We start from the raw sequence: 17,798 nt of genomic DNA, 5'->3' as shown, positions 1-17,798 counted from the left end.
GCGAACGGAGGTTGTCGCGTGCAGAACGTTCTCGAAACCTGGTCCAACCTGGACAGCCGGCGTCGAATAATCGTCGTCGCAGCCGCCATCGCGGTGTTTGCAGCAGTGCTCCTGCTGTCACGAATCGCGGCGACCCGGCCAATGGAGCTGCTGTACGCAGGGTTGGAAAGCGGCGCCGCTGGTGAGGTCGTGACCGCGCTGGAACAGAGGGGCGTATCCTACGACGTCCGAGGGAGCGCGATTTATGTCGACGCCGCGTCACGCGACGAGATCCGCATGGTCCTCGCCAGCCAATCACTACCCTCGAACGGGAGTGCCGGGTACGAGTTGCTCGACGGACTCAACGGTTTCGGTACGACGTCACAGATGTTCGACGCCGCGTACTGGCGCGCGAAAGAGGGCGAACTGGCGCGCACGATCACAGCGACTCGCCAAGTGCGGAGTGCCCGTGTTCATATCTCGGCGTCCCCCAGCCGGGGATTTCGCAGCAACGGCGACATGTCCGCATCGGTTTCGGTTAGTGCCACCGCAAATGGCCTGACGGCCTCACAAGCTCGCTCTTTCCGCTTCCTCGTCGCCTCGGCTGTTTCGGGTTTGCAGCCTGACGATGTCACCGTGATCGATGGCGACAGCGGTCTCGTTCAGGGATCGGATGACTCGCAACCAGCAGAAAACGGAAGAAAGGCGGAGGGGTTGAAGCGCAACGTCGAGCGACTGCTCGAGGCACATGTGGGCCCCGGCAACGCCGTCGTCGAAGTGAGCGTTGAAACGGTCACGGAGCGCGAATCGATCACCGAGCGCCGGTTCGATCCGGAGGGACGCGTGGCAATCAGCACCGAGACCGAAGAACGGAGCACCAACAGCCAAGGCGGGGTATCGGGCGCCGTGTCTGTGGCCAGCAACCTCCCAGACGGCGACGCCGCGTCGGACGGCGCACAATCATCCAGCCAGAACAGCGAGAGCCGGGAACGGGTGAATTTCGAAGTCTCCGAAACGCATCGCGAAGTGTTGAAGGTGCCTGGGGCGATCCGCAGAGTGACCGTCGCCGTTCTCGTGAATGCGACGACGACGACCGATTCCTCCGGCGCGGAAGTAACCACTCCGCGCTCGGAAGAAGAACTCGCGGACTTGGAGTCGCTCATTGCCGCCGCCGTAGGATACGACGCGGACCGCGGGGATCAAATCACCATTCGATCCATGGCCTTTGAACCATACGCGGAAGGCGTAGACACCGCCGCTCATAGTCTGCTTGACCGACTCGACCTAACTCGCATCCTGCAAGTTGCCGGACTGGCGATCGTGGCTCTCATTCTTGGTCTCTTTGTCGTGCGACCAATCCTGACACGCACTGCTCCAGCCAAGGCGCTGGAGTTGCAGGCGTCATCCGATGCGACTGTTGGATCTACCGCCATACCGCCCGCCCCAGCCCTCACCGGTGAAATCGCCGACGACAGCTTCGCGCCAGACATGCAGGTCGTCACGGACTTTGACATGGGAGATGATTCCGGCTTCGGAGGACTACCAGACCTCCCTAGCCCTGACATCGATCCGGTCGCACGACTTAGGTCACTCATCAACGAGCGGCAGCAGGAAACCGTCGAAGTGCTGCGCAGCTGGATGGAAGACGACAGGAGGGATGCCTGATGGGAAGACCACTCAAGCTTGAATGCTTCGACACGGAGCCTGAGTCCGGCGCCTCGGTGGTGAAGCTGCCGGAATCCGAGCTGGAAGAGGAGCGCCTCCAGTCCTTCGACAATGGTTACAAGGCCGGGTGGGACGACGCGGCACAGGCACACAATCAACAGCAGGACAGCATTTCGCAGGAATTCGCAGATAACCTCCAACAGCTCTCCTTTACGTACCACGAGGCTCGGACCGCAGTGTTATGCGAAATGGAAGGGATTCTGCGGGGTATGGTCGAAAAAATCCTGCCGAAAACACTTAAGACATCGCTCGGTGAAATGATCGTCGAACGCTTGGCGAGTATTTCAGATGAAGCTTCCGAAACACCAGTGCAAATCATCGTTTCGCCAGAAAACGCAAACCGTTTCAGGACATTGCTGGCCGGTAAAGTCGCGCCCCCGTTAACTGTTCAGGTCGAACCCACCCTGGGTGAGGGACAAGCCTACCTACGTTTGGGAAAATCGGAAGAAAAACTCGACCTCGACACGGTTCTACTCGAACTCTCCGATGCCGTTTCCGACTACTTCGAATCCACCGATACCGTTCAGGGAGCATGCCATGCCTGATACCGAGAATAAAAACGTTCGGTCGAATCCTTTCTCAAGGGTGCCTGTCGAAATCGTCGTCTCTGTGGGGCATGCCCATCCGACGATTTCAGAACTGCTCGAAATGCAGCGAAATGCGGTTCTGTCACTCGACAAGCGTGTTGACGATCCGGTCGAGCTATACGTTGGCGACCGCTTGATAGCGCGCGGCCAACTCATCGAGCAAACCGGCAATCAGGAAGGGCAACTCGCGGTGCGTTTGACCGAGTTAACCGAAGGCGGCGAGAGCCTCAAACTATGATGCTGACGCCAAAGTGGGTCGCCCCGGTCGGGGTCGTGATCACGATTAGTTTCTTGGCAACGTCTCCAGCGGAAGCGCAGGAAGTGGTTCTGTCGCTCGGAGACGGGGGGTCATTGACGGCGACAAGCATCCAACTTTTCCTACTTGTTGGGTTTCTCAGCTTCGCTCCCGGGCTACTGATAATGGTGACTTGCTTCCCGCTGATTGTCACCGTGCTGTCGATCCTGCGTCAAGCGATCGGTTTGCAGCAGTCGCCCCCCAATATGCTGATCGTCTCTCTTGCGCTGGTGCTGACCTATTATGTCATGGATCCTGTCTTCACTGAGGCTTGGACAGATGGTTTGCATCCGCTCTTGGAGGACGAACTAGATGCACCTGCCGCAATGGAGCGAATCCTCGTTCCCTTTGAAAGGTTCATGGTCTCGCGCGCAGACCCGGAAACGATCGAAAGGATGGCGGCGCTTCGCCACTCCGGCGACCTTGGAGGGTTTAGTCCACAAAATCCACCAATGTCGGTGCTGATCCCCGGATTCCTGCTGAGCGAGATCTCCACGGCCTTCGAGATTGGCTTTCTGATCTTCCTGCCATTTCTAATCATCGATCTGGTCGTGGCCGCGATTCTAATGTCGATGGGGATGATGATGGTACCGCCCGCCCTGGTATCGCTTCCGTTCAAGCTGGCATTCTTCGCAATCGCCGACGGTTGGTCACTCATATCCGAGGCACTTGTCCGCGGATACTTCTGAAGATACCCCAAGCCAAGGCTGGAACGTGTCGGTATTGCCCACGCCAGGCGCAATTGCACCGCCGAACGCAGAGGATAGGAATTCTCACATGTCCTGCCGCGCGATATCAGTCACAAGCACATCACGCACTCCGCCACCAACAATCCGCTGACTTTCCTCCTGAAGAGCGAGGCGCAAATGGTCCAACGCGCGCCCAGACGTAAATGTGCCGTCGAAACCGCCGGCATTGGCATGGTCGAACAAGACCTGCAACAAGCCGTCACGAATCTTCGGCTCGAGCGCATAGACCTTTTCCTTTCTGCCAATCGCAGTTTCCAAGGTGAGCGACAAAACAACCATGGAACGCATCCGTCCGTTTTCCAGAATCGGGACAATAAACTGGTTGTTGAGTTTGACGAATTCGCTTTCCGACAAGTCGCCGCGCTCGGCGCTGTGGTTTGGAGGTACACTGATATCGGTGTGCGACTCTGCATACCCGTCGGGATGACTGGTTTCCTTGGCGCCATTGCCGGGTTCGCCGTGGACATCGTGCGATTCGACGGCGTCATGCGCCCCCGCACCGGTCAGGTTGGCATCGGGTTTGAAGAAATGCCCTGCTGCCAACCCTGTGCCAGTCCCGACAACGGTAAGAACGATCGGAATAATGAGTCGCATGCGAACCTCCGTTAGAACGGCAGAACGATATCAGCGACCTGTTGGCCGTAGCGCGGCTGCTGCACGTCGGTAATCTGACCGCGCCCGCCATAAGAGATCCGCGCGGAAGCGATCTTGTCATAGGTGATCTCGTTCATGCGCGTGATATCCTCTGGCCGTACGTAACCCGTGACAAGGAGTTCCCGAATCTCGAAGTTCACGCGGACCTCCTGGCTACCCTGGATCTTGAGCACGCCATTTTGGAGAACCTCGACCACCGTCGCGGCGACCCGGAGCGTCAGCTTCTCTCGACGCTGCACAGAACCATCCCCTTCCGATGAACTTGTGGAGTTCGTTTTGACCGCCGGGTTCATCGACGCACCCTCAGGCAGTTTGGTGTCTATGTTCTGCGGCAAGCCGAAAAAATCAGTGACAGCCATCTGTTCACCGGCGCTCCGAGACCGCTCTGTGGAATTGGATATCTCGGCCTTCTCGTCTATCTCGATCACGACCGTCATGATATCGCCGCGCTTGCTGGCACGCCGGTCCCCGAGAAGAGATTGACGATCCCTGCTCCAAAGCGATGCTGTGTCAGTTGGACGGTGCTGCTCAACCGTTTCCGGAAGGGAAATCACCGACATCGCACGGTGTTCATATGTATCCGACGTCGGCGTGAACTCCGGCCTCTTTCCGACATCAGCGACACGCCCGCAACCGACAAGCACAAGTGTTGAGGCGACTAGAATTGCGGTTCGGCGCATGCGCGTCACTCCATGTTCAATGACTGCTTAGTGGTCCGCCACGGCGGACTCGATCACGATTCGTCCTGAGGGATCGACCGTTCCGGTCACCGTAGCGCGGGAGGCGAGGTTCATTGCACGGACACGCTCCCCCGCTGCAGCGCGTGCCAGCGATCGTCCATCAGCTTTGATCGAAAGCCCGCCTTGCAGATACACGAGGCTGACAAGTTGGTTTCTTTCGATCACCGCCGGTGGGCCGATGTCCTCCCTGCGCACCGGCCGGCCCGCATACAAAACGACGCGGGCTTCCATTCCGACAGCCTCGTCCGGATCGGTTAGCGCCCCGAAAACCGTGTCGGGAATGGTCGCAAGGTCCGCGGCGACCAGAACGGTGTTGCTTCGAATGGTTCGAGTCGCAACCAGCGTCTCGGCCGTCGCGGAGACGGTTCCGGCAAGAGAAGTCAGAACAAGTAGGCAGGCGGCGTGGTACATCATCTGATTTGCGTGGTCGCTCCCAGCATCTGGTCGGCGGCCGTGATGACCTTGGAGTTCAATTCATACCCACGCTGCGCCTGGATCAGATCGGTAATCTGGCGGACAGCGTCCACCGAGCTGTCTTCCAAATAACCTTGACGGATCGTTCCCAGACCATCCTCGCCGGGAGCCGCCACGCTCGGCGGACCAGACGCTGCCGACTCCAGGAATAGATTGCTTCCGATCGCTTCCAGTCCCTTTGGGTTCGAGAAGCTTGAAAGAGAGAATTCCCCCAACGACTCGGCTTCCACCTCGCCATCGAAATACGCGAAAACCTCGCCCTCGGGGCTGATCGAAAGACTGCGGGCATCGTCCGGAACCGTGATTTCCGGCACAACCGCATATCCGTCCGACGTGACGATGAGTCCGTCGGCCGAAAGCTTCAGGGCGCCATCGCGGGAGTAGGCGGAAGCGCCACTTGGCAGAGTGACCTCCAGATATCCCGAACCATCAATCGCGACGTCCAGATCGCCGCCTGTGGCCGAGAGGGTTCCCTGCTCCGACAGCACGGTCACGGCGGTCGGCCTTACGCCGAGCCCGACCTGAACCCCCGTCGGCAAAATTGTTCCGTCTGCAGCGTTGATCGTACCGGGCTTGGAATGCTGCTGATAGTGCAGATCAGCAAACTCGGCACGGCGCGCGTCGTAGGCTGTCGTGCTCATATTTGCGAGGTTGTTGGAGATGACATCGACTCGCATCTGCTGTGCGGTCATCCCCGTGGCTGCGATTCTGAGTGCTTGCATTTCTTGCTCCGAACTATCGTGCCAGGGTTTCGGTGACGCTGGAAACGCGCTTGTCGTTGCGCTCCGCAAGCGATTGGCCGAGTTCATAAGCGCGTTGCACTTCGATCATCCGGGTGATTTCCGCAACCGGATTGACGTTTGAACTCTCCAGGAAGCCTTGCTGGATCGTGCCAGCCTCAGCCGGCAAGACTTCACCCTCGACATCAAATAGAGAGCCGGACTGATGGATGAGACTGGCCGACTCGGCGGGGCTGAAAAGACCTATCCGGGACAATGGGCGCCCATCGGCGCTTAGCGTCCCATCGGCGGCGACAGCAATGGATGCGCTGTCTGGCGGGATGAATATTGGCGCACCACCTTCGTCGAGCACGAGGTGGCCGTCCGGTGTGGCCAGATCGCCAGCCTCGTTCGGCACAAATGACCCAGCGCGCGTTAGTCTCGTGCCATCTGGCGTCTGAACCTGAAAGAAGCCCTCACCCTGAATCGCCAAATCCAGCATTCCGCCGGTGGGCTCCAACGCGCCCTGCGCCATGTCGACGTGCCGCGCACGAGCTGCGGACATTGAGACGGACGTATCACTGCCGCCAGATGCCGCGATATACTCCGAAAACACGACGCCTTCTCTACGAAATCCAGTCGTCGAGAGATTTGCTATGTTGTTTGAGATCGTCTGCATTTCGCGCATCAACCCGGACTGGCGGGAAAGGGTGACAAATCCGATACTCATTGATCAGATCTCCTGTACCAGCGGGATGATACTTCCGGTGAAAAAGCTGACGAGGCTTCGGCTCATAAATCCCATCGTCATCCAGAACACGACCACGATAGCCAGCAATTTCGGAACAAAGGTGAGGGTCATTTCCTGAACGGAGGTCAGCGCTTGAAACAGCCCGACGGTCAGACCGGCGACCAGCGCCACCGACAGGATCGGCAGAGACACCATGACTGAAGTCCAGAGCCCCTCACGGAGCGTGTCGAAGAAGACCGTCTCGTTCATTATCTCAAACCGGCATCCGAAGGATTTCCTGATAGGCTTCGACAACGCGGTCCCTCAGGGTAGCCGCTGTTTCTACGGCCAGCTCGGTCTGGCTCAAAGCCATGACCAGAGCATGCGGGTCGGCCTTTCCGACCGCTGCGTTTTTTGCGACATCTTCGCCGGTTTGCAGCACCGAAACGAAGTCCCTCGCTGCACCGGCGAAAGCAGAACCGGCATCCGCTCCCCGTGCGTCTGGTGCGGTCGAGGGTTTTGCCGCCAAATAAACCCGGTCAGCCTGGGTCGAAAGGATGTCCATTCTGGTCTCCTGTTACCGTTTCAACAATTCGAGCAGGCTGGACGTCATCTGACGGGCCTGGTCGAACATCTTGAGATTCGCCTCGTAGCTACGGTGGGCCTGGCGCGCATCAGCGACCTCGATCATTAGGTCGACATTCGAGCCATCGTAGTGGCCGGTCGCGTCGGATAATGGGTGAGACGGATCGTAGATTACCTCCAGATCCGACTGATCAAGCCGCACGGGGCCGCTCTGCACACGCCCAGTGGCTTCCCCTAAGGACATTTCCTCTTCGAACGTGGAAAGCTTGCGTCGGTATCCCGGCGTGTCTGCGTTGGCAACGTTTTCTGAAACGTAGCGCAAGCGGTTTGCCTGCGCTTTCATTCCGCTGGCAGACAAAGCCAGAGACTGAATAAGATCGCTCACAACACAGTCTCCTATCGCCGTCCGAGGCTTGACCGCAGCACATTTAGGCCACTGCGGTAGATCGAAAGCGCGAGTTCGTGCTGTTGACGGACTTCTGCCGCCTTCACGATCTCTGTTTCCAGCGTGACGTTATTTCCGTTTGGTTCGGCAATCACATTCGCGACCTCGAACGTGGTTGGTTGAACCACTGCGCGGTCTGAGTCGATGTGTCCTGCTCGTGTTTGCCTAAGCTGTTCCATGCCAGCCTCCTGCTGCACGAACGCGGCGAAGGGCTCAATATCACGCTGGCGGTAACCGGGCGTGTCGGCATTGGCGATGTTTCGGGCGACAACCGAATGGCGCGAAACGGCATGTTCGGCCAGTCCTCGCGCCAGTTGCAATAGATCCAGATTGCTGAACATCGGGGCTTCTCCCACGTCTTTCAACGATGGTTTAACCCCGATTCCTTTAGAAACGGTGTGCGAGGAACCAGGAGGTCTCATGAACGTCAACACCCTCGACACCCTGGCCCGAGAGATCGAGGCAATGAAACCCGCACGCCCCGTGGGACGCATCGTGCGGGCTGGTCGCGGAACGATCCTCGTCGGCGGGCTCCAGACCGACGCGGCGCTCGGCGACCTCGTGAGCGTCGGCTCAATCGCCGGATTGCTGCGCGGCGAGATTGTGGACATTTCCGAAAGTGGCGCACTTGTTTTGCCCGATGGTGCAGGCGACGGCGTCCGGATCGGCGATCCGGTCACTCTCATGGGGGCACCGGTCATCGCGCCCTCCGACCGATGGATCGGTCGGGTCATTGACCCCTATGGCACACCAATCGATGGCAGGGGTTTGGCGCGAGGACCTATCGGTCGTTCGCTTCGCGTTCCTGCGCCCGCTGCCACACGCCGTCGGCCGCTTGGAATGAGGATTTCAACCGGTCTCGCGGTTTTCGATACATTGCTTCCCTTCGTCCGCGGTCAACGAATGGGCGTGTTCTCCGGGTCCGGAGTAGGAAAGTCCACTCTGTTGGGACAGTTGGCACGCGGTATGGAGGCGGACGTAGCCGTCATAGCCCTGGTCGGTGAGCGGGGCCGAGAGGTGCGGGAATTCGTGGATCAAACACTCGGTTCCGAGGGTCTAGCGAAGTCCGTGGTGATCGCTGCCACCTCCGATCAGCCTCCACTGACACGCCGGCGCGCGCTTTGGTCAGCCATGAGCGTGGCCGAACATTTTCGAGATCAAGGCAAGCACGTATTATTCTTGGCGGACTCGGTGACACGCTTCGCAGAGGCACACCGTGAAGTTGCGCTGGCATCCGGGGAGACGAGTTCCCTGCGCGGGTATCCACCGTCCGTCGCGCATCAGATCATGTCGTTGGCCGAACGCGCGGGCCCCGGTGTTATCGATTGCGGCGGCGATATTACGGCGATTTTCACCGTGCTCGTTGCCGGGTCCGACATGGACGAGCCGATCGCCGATATTCTAAGGGGCGTTCTCGATGGCCATATCGTGCTCGACCGTCAGATTGCTGAACGTGGCCGCTTCCCCGCTGTCGACGTCCTTCGGTCCGTTTCTCGTAGTTTGCCAAACGCATGTTCGGACGCTGAAAACGCTCTGATTCGACTGGCCCGGCAAAGACTTGGCGCTTATGACCGATCCGAAATGATGATCCAGGCCGGCCTATACACTAACGGGAGCGATCCGGACGTCGATGCCGCCATCCGGACCTGGCCTGCATTGGACGCATTTGTTGGTGAAGCCTATACTGACGGACCAGCTGTTGCATTCGAGCGGCTAGCGAGTTGTCTCGGTGTGGCCTGCGAGTGAACCGGTTTGCCAGGCACGGGCCAACGGCCTCAACCCAACCCGGCCCCACCGAGAAGTGTGAGCGCGATGCTGGACGATGATAGCCCCGTCGGGACGTCATCCAGCTCGGACCTCAGTAGAAACGTTTTTACAAGCTCATCGAGTCGATCTGTGTCGGTGAACTGTGAGACCTCTCCATCTCCGAACATTTTCGCGGCCTTGTCCCGAAACACCTCGAGTTGGTCATCCAGATCCAGCGAGGAAAAGGTATCCGGCAATCCGAATGCCGTCTCGAACACCGTTCGCAATGGAGTAGAGCCCATCACGGAATACCACATTCCGTCATCGCTCAGATCATCCGCAGCAATGGCCGACAGAGCTCGCTGTGTATCCAGTGCTAGTCGATAATCCTCGTTTTGCTCACCGACAGCGACCTCGAATTGCCGATCCTCGTAGTCCGAGACGATGCCTTCGGCGAACCCGATGATGCTCGTTCTTCGCTGCTCGCCCTCTCCGAAACCGAAGGCCTCGCTGAACGCCTTGTAGCGAGAATCCGTGAGATTGTTCGCAAAGGCATTCTCCGCTGTCGTACCCTCTTCGAGAACCTTCTGTATGAAGTACTTGTTATCAATATCGTCCTCCAAACCGAATGCTCCCAGAGCAACCTTGAGCAACCGATAGTCGCTGACAAGGTCCCTGGCTGTCCTCACCTCGGAGATGTTCTCAGTGAAGTACTCGGCATCCCTCGCAGTGGCCGGAGATTCTGCAAAGGTCTCCTTTTGCGCTTCGAGCGTCCGGTTCAGGAAAACCCATCCAGCATAGCCGCTTGCGGGCAACATCGGCTGGAAACTCATTGTGGCCTCGTTGCGAGCAGGCGCTCCTCTCTGGGTAACAATCCACGCAGGGCCTTAAGCGCTTGGTAGTGCTGACCGGAAATCACGCCAGTTGTTGCGGCATCCAATTTCTGGCGACTGTCGGGATCGGTCATGATCTGGCTAAGTTGCTCGATTCCCCTCAATAATTGCAGTCGTGCCTCGCTCGGATCCGCATCCCCGGAAAGAACGAGTTGTGCAATGTAGCAGACACGGCGAACCGGTGTGTTCACTTCTTCTGGGTGAATGGCGTCGCGCAATCGCAGGATATTCGCGTTTGGCGTAACGATGCTTAATCTGCTCCGGCGCTCACCATTCTCGATGACAGCGCCATTGATAAGGACCCGCTCCCGGGGTCCGAGCTTCAGCACCAGCCCAGTCATACCGGTGCCCCCTCTTGAGCCAAACCCCGCATCATGGCGGCATTTATCTCGATCAGCGTCTGGGCAGATGCCTCGCCTTTCAGGACCTTTCGACTGTGCTGATCAACGAATTCGCTGAGGTAAAAGATCTGTGCGCGCATTGGCGTTGGCAGTGCATTGCCGTCCTGCGCTACATCCACGGCTAGTGCCAACCACAATCGTCGGTTCTCGTAGAGCGATCTAGCGAGTTTGGCAAAGTCACTGCGACCGGACTTTACACCCTCTACGAGTAGCTTGGTCACCTTGGCGAACACTGCATACTCGGTGCTGCGACTGGTTCTGACGGGTGCTGCAGTTGCCCCGTAGGCCCTTTGGGCCAGATCGACGACGTTCACGGCAATTCCTTCCGGTGTTCGAACGTATACGGTCGCTTTGAACCGCATTTGGTGTGGGGCGCAGACTATGCCGCGCCCCTATGGTTGAATCACTGGAACAGCGACAGAACGGATTGCGGCGACTGGTTCGCAATCGACAGGGCTTGGATGCCAAGCTGTTGTTGAACCTGCAGGGCTTGGAGTTTTGCTGACGCTTCTTCCATGTCTGCGTCGACCATCGAACCGATACCCGATTTCAGCGAGTCAGTCAGATTGCTGATGAATTCGGACTGCGTTTCGATGCGCCCTTCGGCAGAGCCAAAGGCGGCGGCGGCCTCGATCGCCGAATCGATCCAGGTCTCGATATTGGAAAGCGCTGCGGAAACGCCCTCGTCTGTCGTCACGTCGATGTCGTTTACGCCGGCCAAGCCGCCGGTGGCCGTTCCATCAGACCGACCAGCAGATGAAAACGCGAGGGAAGACCCATCATTGTCCACCTGAAGAATCCACTCGCCGGTACTGCTGTCCTGCGTCACATTGGTGGAAATGTCACCGAGACCAGCGCCGTCAATTGCGATCTTTAGGCCACGCGCGACATCTTCGAAGCTCTCGCCCTTTCCGGCCACGTAGTCAAAGTCTTGCGAGCCGATCGTCACACGATAGCCGTCCCCCTCGCTCACCCCGGCAGTTGCGGAAAAAGTCACAGTCTCGGCGCGAGCTTCGAGCTTGTTGTCGCCCGTATATGCGCCTGTGGTGCTGCCCGTGGAGCCGAATGTCAGATCGGTATCTTCGAAGGCGACGGTCGACGACAAGGTGATTGCCGCGCCCGAAACGGTCGCAGAAATCCCCTCAATACCCGCAGCATTGATGGCCGCGGTCAGCCCGTCGGCGGCATCGTTCAGCGTGGTCGTGGTGGCAGTGTACGAAACGGTCGTGTCACCGATCTGCAGCCGCAGAACGTCGTCAACTGCCTGCGCCGTGGACAGAGTTAGAACCTCGGTTACCGCGGTATTGACCGCTGCCGCGGCGGAATCGCTCGTGTTACCTGACAAATCGGTACCAGACGCGTTGTAAACGCCGGCGTCGAAGGTCAGATCCTGACGATCGACGGAAATCGACGCGGAGGTCACCGACCCGTCGGAAGCCCGATCCAGTGAAGAGAGGATGTTAACCGAGTCGCTGCCCTGGATCAGGTTCAACCCGTTAAATTGTGCGGCACTCGCGATTGACGAGATCTGGTCGGTCAGTGCGTCAATGTCGTCCTGCAGTTTGGACCGGTCAACGTTCTCTTCCTGGGCTCCGACAATCTTCTCCTTGATCTCGGTCAACAGGTCAGTCACCGTTTCCGATGCTTCACGTGCTACTGCGATCGTGCTTTCGCCCAATGCCAGGCTTTCAGAGATTGCCTGAAAGCCCTGCACGTCGGATTCCATCACTTTGGAAATCGCCCAAACGGAGGCATTGTCCTTCGCGGAAGAGACGGTCTTGCCCGTGGAGATCTCGTTCTGGATGGTCTCAAGATTGTTGTTTATGCCCTTCAAGGTCTGCAGAGCGACCATCGAGCTGGTGTTCGTAAGAATGCTGGTCATGTTCCTGATGTCCTTCCGAAACGGCGCTTTACGCCGGGAACCTAACCGCCGGACCTCCGACGGCATTTCGGCCTTCTGCGCCTTACGGACGGTCGAGGGACCGTTCGTGCCACCCCTTCCGGTGTGCGTCGGCAGGATTGACCGGCAGTCCCTAAGAGAATGCTAAATCGCGCTACGTGCCTGTTCCGGATTTTATGCAATCTGTTGGCATTAGGCGCGGCGCTCTAAACGCCCACGGCTGGCAATCAGGTTTCTCAACTTGCCACAGTCAGTGTAGGTGTCCAACTGTGTCGCAGCACGGCGAACTTCAGCAAGGCGTGTTTGCGCCGCCTGCAAGCCCGCACGCGATGCCTCAAGTAGCTCGTGATTGCGGCGCGCCTTTTGTTGCAATTGCGCCAAGACCGTCGATGGTTTTCCGCCAGCCTCTCCAAGAAGAGTGATCAATTCCTCCTTCCGATCGGTTAGATCACACGCACTGGACAAGTCTCCCGACATTAGAAGCATCCGCTCCGCGTCAAGCAACTTATTGAGATTCTGTATAACTTCATCGCTCATCGACACTCTCCTTCAAGGATTCGAAAATGCACTCGGCCAATCCGACGCCACCCCTTTCCGAAATCTCCGCAGCATGCGCCTGACGAAGAAAACTGGAGAATTGTTCCTCTCCGATTCCACCGCCAAATGCATCCGACGTCTGGCCGAAGCCTGTGTGCTTCAACATTTCCGAAAGGAAGGTAGCTTCGAATTCCCGCGCGACGGCCATCAGGGCCATATCGTTGGTAGCGTTTGTTGCCTCTCTGCCGGGAACCGTGTGTCGCCTCGCAGGTGCGCTTTCGGGAAGAAGCGGAATATCCATGCGCGATCTCTCTCCAATATATCGGGTATCTCGACGAATAATCGATCGGCGGTAAAGGATCGGTAACTTGCTATGTGCAATGTTACGACGACCAGAGGCAGAAGTCCGAGAGCGGTATGCAAAACATCCAGAATTCCCTCTCGATTTCGAAATCACTTGTTGCCTCAGAACAGAATTCCGCGTCGCCCGAGATTGAAATACCCACGCAATCATCGAGAGAAACCGACGTATTCTTTAGGCTCTTGGATATTCCAGCTTCTGACAGTGAATCTGGGGGTCCGTATTTCACCAAGGTTAGTCCGTCTGGACACGTAGTCACGTCCACAATGAAAGAGGCCGTCACGCGCCAAGACGGCTTGTTGTCTAGCGCGTCTATCCTAACTGACGACTCGCCGCTGACGGTACCTGAACCTCCGATTGCCGAGGCGCCGGATGGGAAAGCTCCATTTCCGGCGCCGCGGCTCTTTGTGGATTTGGAAAGTAACTCGCAATGTAATTCTGCGGTCATTTCAACCGCGTCCACTGACCAGGAACGCGCTCCCGACGTAGCATCCGCGGCAACGAACGGCTCGACCCTGCTTCAAGAAGCGATGATCGAGCGGGCACCCGCCACGATTGAACAGCGCCCCATGGATTCGCGGCCGCCCGAGACGCGAAATCTCATCGGCAACGAGACCGCAACAGATCATCCAACCGCGACCTTGAGGGATTCACCCGTTGAGGAGGCCAGGGACACCCCTGAACCGGCAGCAATACCTGCTCGGGATGTGGTTCTGCCAACTCAAACGACACGTACAGCCCCAGATTACTCACCGGGCTCACCGACAGTGGATCCGCGATTGTCGCGCGATGTTCATTTGGACCAGTCGCCGTCGCGAAGCGCAACCGATAGCCGATTGATGTACTCGGAGCGAGCCGAAGACGTGGCTCCCATAACCACTTCGGGCGCGGAAATCGTGATTGCTCCGGCCGATCTCGGGGATGCAGGCGGGGATCAACCGGCAGGAGAGACCGGCCGAGCGGAACATTCCGCACAGGTCTTCTCGAACCCTGGGTTTCAGGTCGTATCGACCGAAACACAACCGGGCGAGGACGGAACACTGCATTCAGGACTTGCGGACGACCCGCCTCCATCGCGCGAATCGTCAATCTTGCCGACAGAAGAGATTGAGCGCCAAGCACCAGTGCCGATCGTCGAGGCGCCGGTAGCACACGTCTCCGAGCCTCCCGGCAGGTCAACTGCGATGGCTAACTCCACCGTATCGGTTCATTGGGCAAATGCCGAACTCGAGAACCGGAAGGGTTCACAATCTCAGAGCTCTTGGCAAACCGCCGCAACAGTGAACCTGTCGCAAGCCAATTCGCAAACCCTGCCTTCGCGAGATGGGAGCCCAACATTTCCCGTTTTAGGAGAAGACGTCGAGCAGTGGACACGTCCAGCCCAAGAAAAGCCCGTTGCGATGGGTGCCGATGAAACGGCCGAGATGTTCAGAAGAGCACAAGAGCCCAAACTCGATGAGGTGCGGCCCTTAGATACAGAGAAGACAGAGCCAGTGGACAGATCAAGGCTCGACACTCAACTAACCGCGCACGAAGAGGCCGGCCCTGAGAACCGCCTCCCCTCCGGCACGGTGGGACGCGACTCGGGAATCGACGCTACTGCTGCACGACTTGCGACCGCCAATGGGTCTTCACACGTGCAAACGCTACGCACGGCCGCGGCTCAGATCGCCGAGATCACGCGAAACGTTGCGGACGGAAAACTGGAGGTCCGGCTCAGCCCTGAAGAACTTGGCCGTCTGAGCATCTCGTTTTCTGCACGGGATACCGGGCTCGCCGTTACTATTCTGGCGGAACGCCCGGAAACAGTGGAACTCGTTCGCCGCAATGTGGACTCGCTAATGCAAGAGCTTCGGGACCAAGGGTTCGGGCAATTGTCCGTAGATATCGGTTCTTCCCGACAGGAAGACTCGACACACCACGAAGGCGATTCAAACGCCATTGCAGTCGTCGAGCCTGAAACCGCAGAGGAAGATTTGCGTGGCATGGGCGCGCCAGACGCCCGCATCACAACAAATGGACTCGATCTTCGACTCTAGGGGACAGAATGGACACCACCGCGACAACCACCATCTCAACCGCCGATGCTGCCAGCCTGTCGACGACCACCTCTTCGACGTCGGCAAGCGCGATATCGTCGGACTTCGAGACCTTCCTCAAGATGATGACTGCTCAGATCGAGAACCAGGACCCCCTCAATCCGCTCGATAGCTCGGATTTCGCGACGCAATTGGCGACTTTCTCCGGCGTCGAACAGCAGGTCAAAACGAACGATTTGTTGACTGAGATGCTTGCACAATCCGATGCGTTGGAACTCGGGCAGATGGCAAGCTGGATCGGCGAACGCGTGCGGGTTGCTTCGACCGTCGCCTACGAAGGCGATCCAATTCCTGTCTGGGCTGCACCAGATTCGACGGCCGCGAGCGCAGAGCTTGTGGTCTATGATAGTAGCGGAACCGAGGTGAACCGACTCGGAATTTCGACCGATGAAGCCACCGTGGAATGGAACGGTACCAATGCTGATGGCGACGGGGTCAGTTGGGGCACGTACAGCTTCGCGGTGGAGAGTTACGACACTGACGGCACACTGCTTAGCAGCGAACAAGCTGAGATCTATTCCGAGGTGATCGAGGCGCGAACGGATGGCACCGCGTTCCAACTGGTGCTGGACGGCGGCATCGAGGTTGACGCCACAGATGTCACCGCGATCCGTACCGCAGGATGAGTCCGTATGTGCAGCAGATTCAGAAGAGTGACTGGAGCCATCCAGCCAGAACCGCCACGGCCGCACCTGCAGTGAACCAGCCGAACCGACTGCCCATCCCGGGGTTTTTGGGCGCCTCCGGTACCGGCTGGGATTGTGCTGCGAGGAGATCTTCAGCCAGCTGCGGCAATTTCGGTGCGAACCGCGACAACACGACCGCCGTGCGCGAAAAATCCTTGAGCAGCGCTTTCGGTCCGATGCTATCCTTCACATAGGCCTCAACAACCGGCTGAGCGACTTCCCACATGTTGATCTGCGGATAGAGCGATCGCGCGACCCCCTCGACCACGACCATCGTGCGTTGCAGGTGTATCAACTCGACCCGCGTCTTCATACCGAAGCGCTCGGTCACTTCGAAGAGGTAGGCCAGTACCCGCCCCATAGAGATGTCGCCCGCCGACATCCCGAAAATCGGCTCGCCGACGACCCGCAGCGCACTCGCAAATTCGTCGATATCCCTGTCCGCGGGCACGTAGCCCGCTTCGAAATGCACCTCGGCAACCCGCCGGTAATCCTTCTTGATGAAACCGTAAATGATCTCGGCATAGACGCGCCGAGTATAAGCGTCCAGCCTCCCCATGATCCCAAAGTCGAGTGCAACGACGTCACCGTTGGGGGCGATCTTTAGATTTCCCTGGTGCATGTCGGCATGGAAGAACCCATCGCGAAGCGCATGTTGCAAAAACAGCGACAGAATGCGCTTGCCCAACACACTGCGGTCATGGCCAGCCGCGTCGATCGCTTCGAGTTCGTTGGCCGACAGCCCCTCTGCCCAGTCCATCGTCATGATCCGTCGATCCGACAGATCCCAGTGCAATTTCGGCACCCAGAACCCCGGATCGTTTTTTGTGCTGGCCTCGAACTCGGACGCGGACGCGGATTCGAGCCGCAAGTCCAGTTCGCCCCGTACGGATCCCTCGAAATGCTCGATCACGCCACGCGGATTCAGCCGGCGGGACCCTGGCGACAGCGTCTCGATGATCCAGGCAGCGAGATAGAACGCATCGAAATCGCGCCGGAAATCCCGCTCGATGTTCGGCCGCAACACCTTCACGGCCACGTCGCGTCCTGTATCGGCGATCCGGGCACGGTGAACCTGCGCGATCGACGCGGCCGCAATCGGCTCTGAGAACTCGGAAAAAACCTCGTCGACCCGGATTTCCAGTTCCCGCTCGATGGACTTGATGGCGATATCGCGCGGAAAGGGCGGCATCCGGTCCTGAAGGATTTTCAGTTGGCGGGACAGGTCGTCGCCCACCACGTCGGGCCGGGTCGACAGGATTTGTCCGAGCTTCACATAGGCCGGCCCCATTGCCTGCAGCGCCCGCAGCAGCGGCGGAAGGCTCGGGTCTCCCGACCGGCCCATCCAGGCAAACGTCCAGCCCACGGTGCGGGATACGATGCGGACTCCGGCCGGTGCGTTGAAGGCTTCCAGCACAACGCCCATGGCGCCGGTCCGCTGAAACGTGGCACCGGTACGGATCAGGCGCCAGATGTTGTGAGGGCCGCGCAAC

23 protein-coding genes are annotated in these 17,798 nt (G+C 58.5%); 7 read left to right on the top strand and 16 right to left on the bottom strand.

Annotated features, from left to right (window positions below):
* The first annotated feature begins 18 nt into the window (after positions 1-18).
* From fliF to fliP, 4 genes are read left to right on the top strand one after another with little or no spacing between them, the layout of a single operon-like run.
* The gene (gene fliF / locus ARC39_RS00535; protein ID WP_068108450.1) at positions 19-1,644 is read left to right on the top strand and encodes a flagellar basal-body MS-ring/collar protein FliF; all 1,626 of its coding nucleotides are present in this window, start codon (positions 19-21) and stop codon (positions 1,642-1,644) included.
* Positions 1,644-2,249 (top strand): FliH/SctL family protein, encoded by a 606-nt coding sequence (locus ARC39_RS00530; RefSeq protein ID WP_068108447.1) that lies wholly within the window; start codon positions 1,644-1,646, stop codon positions 2,247-2,249. The genes fliF and ARC39_RS00530 overlap by 1 nt, the downstream gene beginning before the upstream one ends.
* Entirely contained in the window at positions 2,242-2,529 is a 288-nt protein-coding gene (locus ARC39_RS00525; protein ID WP_068108444.1) for a FliM/FliN family flagellar motor switch protein, read from the top strand. Before ARC39_RS00530 ends, ARC39_RS00525 begins: the two co-directional genes overlap by 8 nt.
* A complete protein-coding gene (gene fliP / locus ARC39_RS00520; RefSeq protein WP_078059002.1) occupies positions 2,526-3,275 on the top strand; it encodes a flagellar type III secretion system pore protein FliP in 750 nt (249 codons plus the stop codon). Before ARC39_RS00525 ends, fliP begins: the two co-directional genes overlap by 4 nt.
* Before the next feature lie 84 nt (positions 3,276-3,359).
* On the opposite strand, the gene ARC39_RS00515 is transcribed toward fliP, so the two are convergent.
* The 9 genes from ARC39_RS00515 to ARC39_RS00475 are packed head-to-tail and all read right to left on the bottom strand — an operon-like array spanning position 3,360 to position 8,023.
* Positions 3,360-3,929, bottom strand: coding sequence for a flagellar basal body-associated FliL family protein (locus ARC39_RS00515; protein ID WP_068108442.1), 570 nt, complete (start codon positions 3,927-3,929; stop codon positions 3,360-3,362).
* Positions 3,930-3,940: 11 nt separating this feature from the next.
* On the bottom strand, positions 3,941-4,669 hold the full coding sequence (gene flgH / locus ARC39_RS00510; protein ID WP_068108439.1) for a flagellar basal body L-ring protein FlgH: 729 nt from the start codon (positions 4,667-4,669) through the stop codon (positions 3,941-3,943).
* A gap of 27 nt (positions 4,670-4,696) precedes the next feature.
* Positions 4,697-5,143, bottom strand: coding sequence for a flagellar basal body P-ring formation chaperone FlgA (gene flgA / locus ARC39_RS00505; protein WP_068108436.1), 447 nt, complete (start codon positions 5,141-5,143; stop codon positions 4,697-4,699).
* Positions 5,140-5,925: a flagellar basal-body rod protein FlgG gene (gene flgG / locus ARC39_RS00500; RefSeq protein ID WP_068108433.1), complete on the bottom strand. Its 786-nt coding sequence runs from the start codon at positions 5,923-5,925 to the stop codon at positions 5,140-5,142. The genes flgA and flgG overlap by 4 nt, the downstream gene beginning before the upstream one ends.
* A gap of 13 nt (positions 5,926-5,938) precedes the next feature.
* On the bottom strand, positions 5,939-6,652 hold the full coding sequence (locus ARC39_RS00495) for a flagellar hook-basal body complex protein (RefSeq protein ID WP_068108430.1): 714 nt from the start codon (positions 6,650-6,652) through the stop codon (positions 5,939-5,941).
* A gap of 3 nt (positions 6,653-6,655) precedes the next feature.
* Positions 6,656-6,925 (bottom strand): flagellar biosynthetic protein FliQ, encoded by a 270-nt coding sequence (locus ARC39_RS00490; protein WP_068109991.1) that lies wholly within the window; start codon positions 6,923-6,925, stop codon positions 6,656-6,658.
* Between the two features lies 1 nt (position 6,926).
* On the bottom strand, positions 6,927-7,217 hold the full coding sequence (gene fliE / locus ARC39_RS00485) for a flagellar hook-basal body complex protein FliE (protein WP_068108426.1): 291 nt from the start codon (positions 7,215-7,217) through the stop codon (positions 6,927-6,929).
* A gap of 12 nt (positions 7,218-7,229) precedes the next feature.
* Positions 7,230-7,622, bottom strand: coding sequence for a flagellar basal body rod protein FlgC (gene flgC / locus ARC39_RS00480; protein ID WP_068108423.1), 393 nt, complete (start codon positions 7,620-7,622; stop codon positions 7,230-7,232).
* 11 nt (positions 7,623-7,633) lie between these two features.
* Positions 7,634-8,023 carry a FlgB family protein gene (locus tag ARC39_RS00475; protein ID WP_068108420.1) on the bottom strand — a complete coding sequence of 130 codons (390 nt, stop codon included), beginning with the start codon at positions 8,021-8,023 and terminating at the stop codon, positions 7,634-7,636.
* 79 nt (positions 8,024-8,102) lie between these two features.
* On the opposite strand from ARC39_RS00475, the gene ARC39_RS00470 reads away from it, so the two are divergent.
* Positions 8,103-9,428, top strand: a complete 1,326-nt coding sequence (locus tag ARC39_RS00470; protein WP_068108416.1) for a FliI/YscN family ATPase — start codon at positions 8,103-8,105, stop codon at positions 9,426-9,428.
* 29 nt (positions 9,429-9,457) lie between these two features.
* On the opposite strand, the gene ARC39_RS00465 is transcribed toward ARC39_RS00470, so the two are convergent.
* The 6 genes from ARC39_RS00465 to ARC39_RS26060 all read right to left on the bottom strand — a co-directional run bounded on the left by ARC39_RS00465 (position 9,458) and on the right by ARC39_RS26060 (position 13,325).
* On the bottom strand, positions 9,458-10,261 hold the full coding sequence (locus ARC39_RS00465) for a DUF1217 domain-containing protein (protein ID WP_068108413.1): 804 nt from the start codon (positions 10,259-10,261) through the stop codon (positions 9,458-9,460).
* The gene (gene flbT, locus ARC39_RS00460) at positions 10,258-10,662 is read right to left on the bottom strand and encodes a flagellar biosynthesis repressor FlbT (RefSeq protein WP_068108411.1); all 405 of its coding nucleotides are present in this window, start codon (positions 10,660-10,662) and stop codon (positions 10,258-10,260) included. Before flbT ends, ARC39_RS00465 begins: the two co-directional genes overlap by 4 nt.
* Positions 10,659-11,036: a flagellar biosynthesis regulator FlaF gene (gene flaF, locus ARC39_RS00455; protein WP_068108409.1), complete on the bottom strand. Its 378-nt coding sequence runs from the start codon at positions 11,034-11,036 to the stop codon at positions 10,659-10,661. Before flaF ends, flbT begins: the two co-directional genes overlap by 4 nt.
* A gap of 89 nt (positions 11,037-11,125) precedes the next feature.
* On the bottom strand, positions 11,126-12,604 hold the full coding sequence (locus ARC39_RS00450; protein ID WP_068108405.1) for a flagellin family protein: 1,479 nt from the start codon (positions 12,602-12,604) through the stop codon (positions 11,126-11,128).
* Between the two features lie 210 nt (positions 12,605-12,814).
* The gene (locus ARC39_RS00445; protein WP_068108401.1) at positions 12,815-13,159 is read right to left on the bottom strand and encodes a hypothetical protein; all 345 of its coding nucleotides are present in this window, start codon (positions 13,157-13,159) and stop codon (positions 12,815-12,817) included.
* Positions 13,149-13,325, bottom strand: a complete 177-nt coding sequence (locus tag ARC39_RS26060) for a rod-binding protein (RefSeq protein WP_236545106.1) — start codon at positions 13,323-13,325, stop codon at positions 13,149-13,151. Before ARC39_RS26060 ends, ARC39_RS00445 begins: the two co-directional genes overlap by 11 nt.
* A 251-nt stretch (positions 13,326-13,576) precedes the next feature.
* Between ARC39_RS26060 and ARC39_RS25120 the strand changes: the two genes are divergently transcribed.
* Both ARC39_RS25120 and ARC39_RS00430 read left to right on the top strand, forming a co-directional pair.
* Positions 13,577-15,559 (top strand): flagellar hook-length control protein FliK, encoded by a 1,983-nt coding sequence (locus ARC39_RS25120; protein ID WP_078059000.1) that lies wholly within the window; start codon positions 13,577-13,579, stop codon positions 15,557-15,559.
* Between the two features lie 8 nt (positions 15,560-15,567).
* The gene (locus ARC39_RS00430; protein WP_068108397.1) at positions 15,568-16,245 is read left to right on the top strand and encodes a flagellar hook capping FlgD N-terminal domain-containing protein; all 678 of its coding nucleotides are present in this window, start codon (positions 15,568-15,570) and stop codon (positions 16,243-16,245) included.
* 19 nt (positions 16,246-16,264) lie between these two features.
* On the opposite strand, the gene ubiB is transcribed toward ARC39_RS00430, so the two are convergent.
* The gene (ubiB, locus tag ARC39_RS00425; protein ID WP_068108394.1) at positions 16,265-17,797 is read right to left on the bottom strand and encodes a 2-polyprenylphenol 6-hydroxylase; all 1,533 of its coding nucleotides are present in this window, start codon (positions 17,795-17,797) and stop codon (positions 16,265-16,267) included.
* Position 17,798: the final 1 nt, after the last annotated feature.

The organism is Tropicimonas marinistellae, assembly GCF_001509585.1.
In the GTDB taxonomy this organism is placed as follows: Bacteria; Pseudomonadota; Alphaproteobacteria; order Rhodobacterales; family Rhodobacteraceae; genus Tropicimonas; species Tropicimonas marinistellae.
Note: the sequence above shows the minus strand (reverse complement) of the source record. Positions and strands in the feature narration are given on the sequence as shown.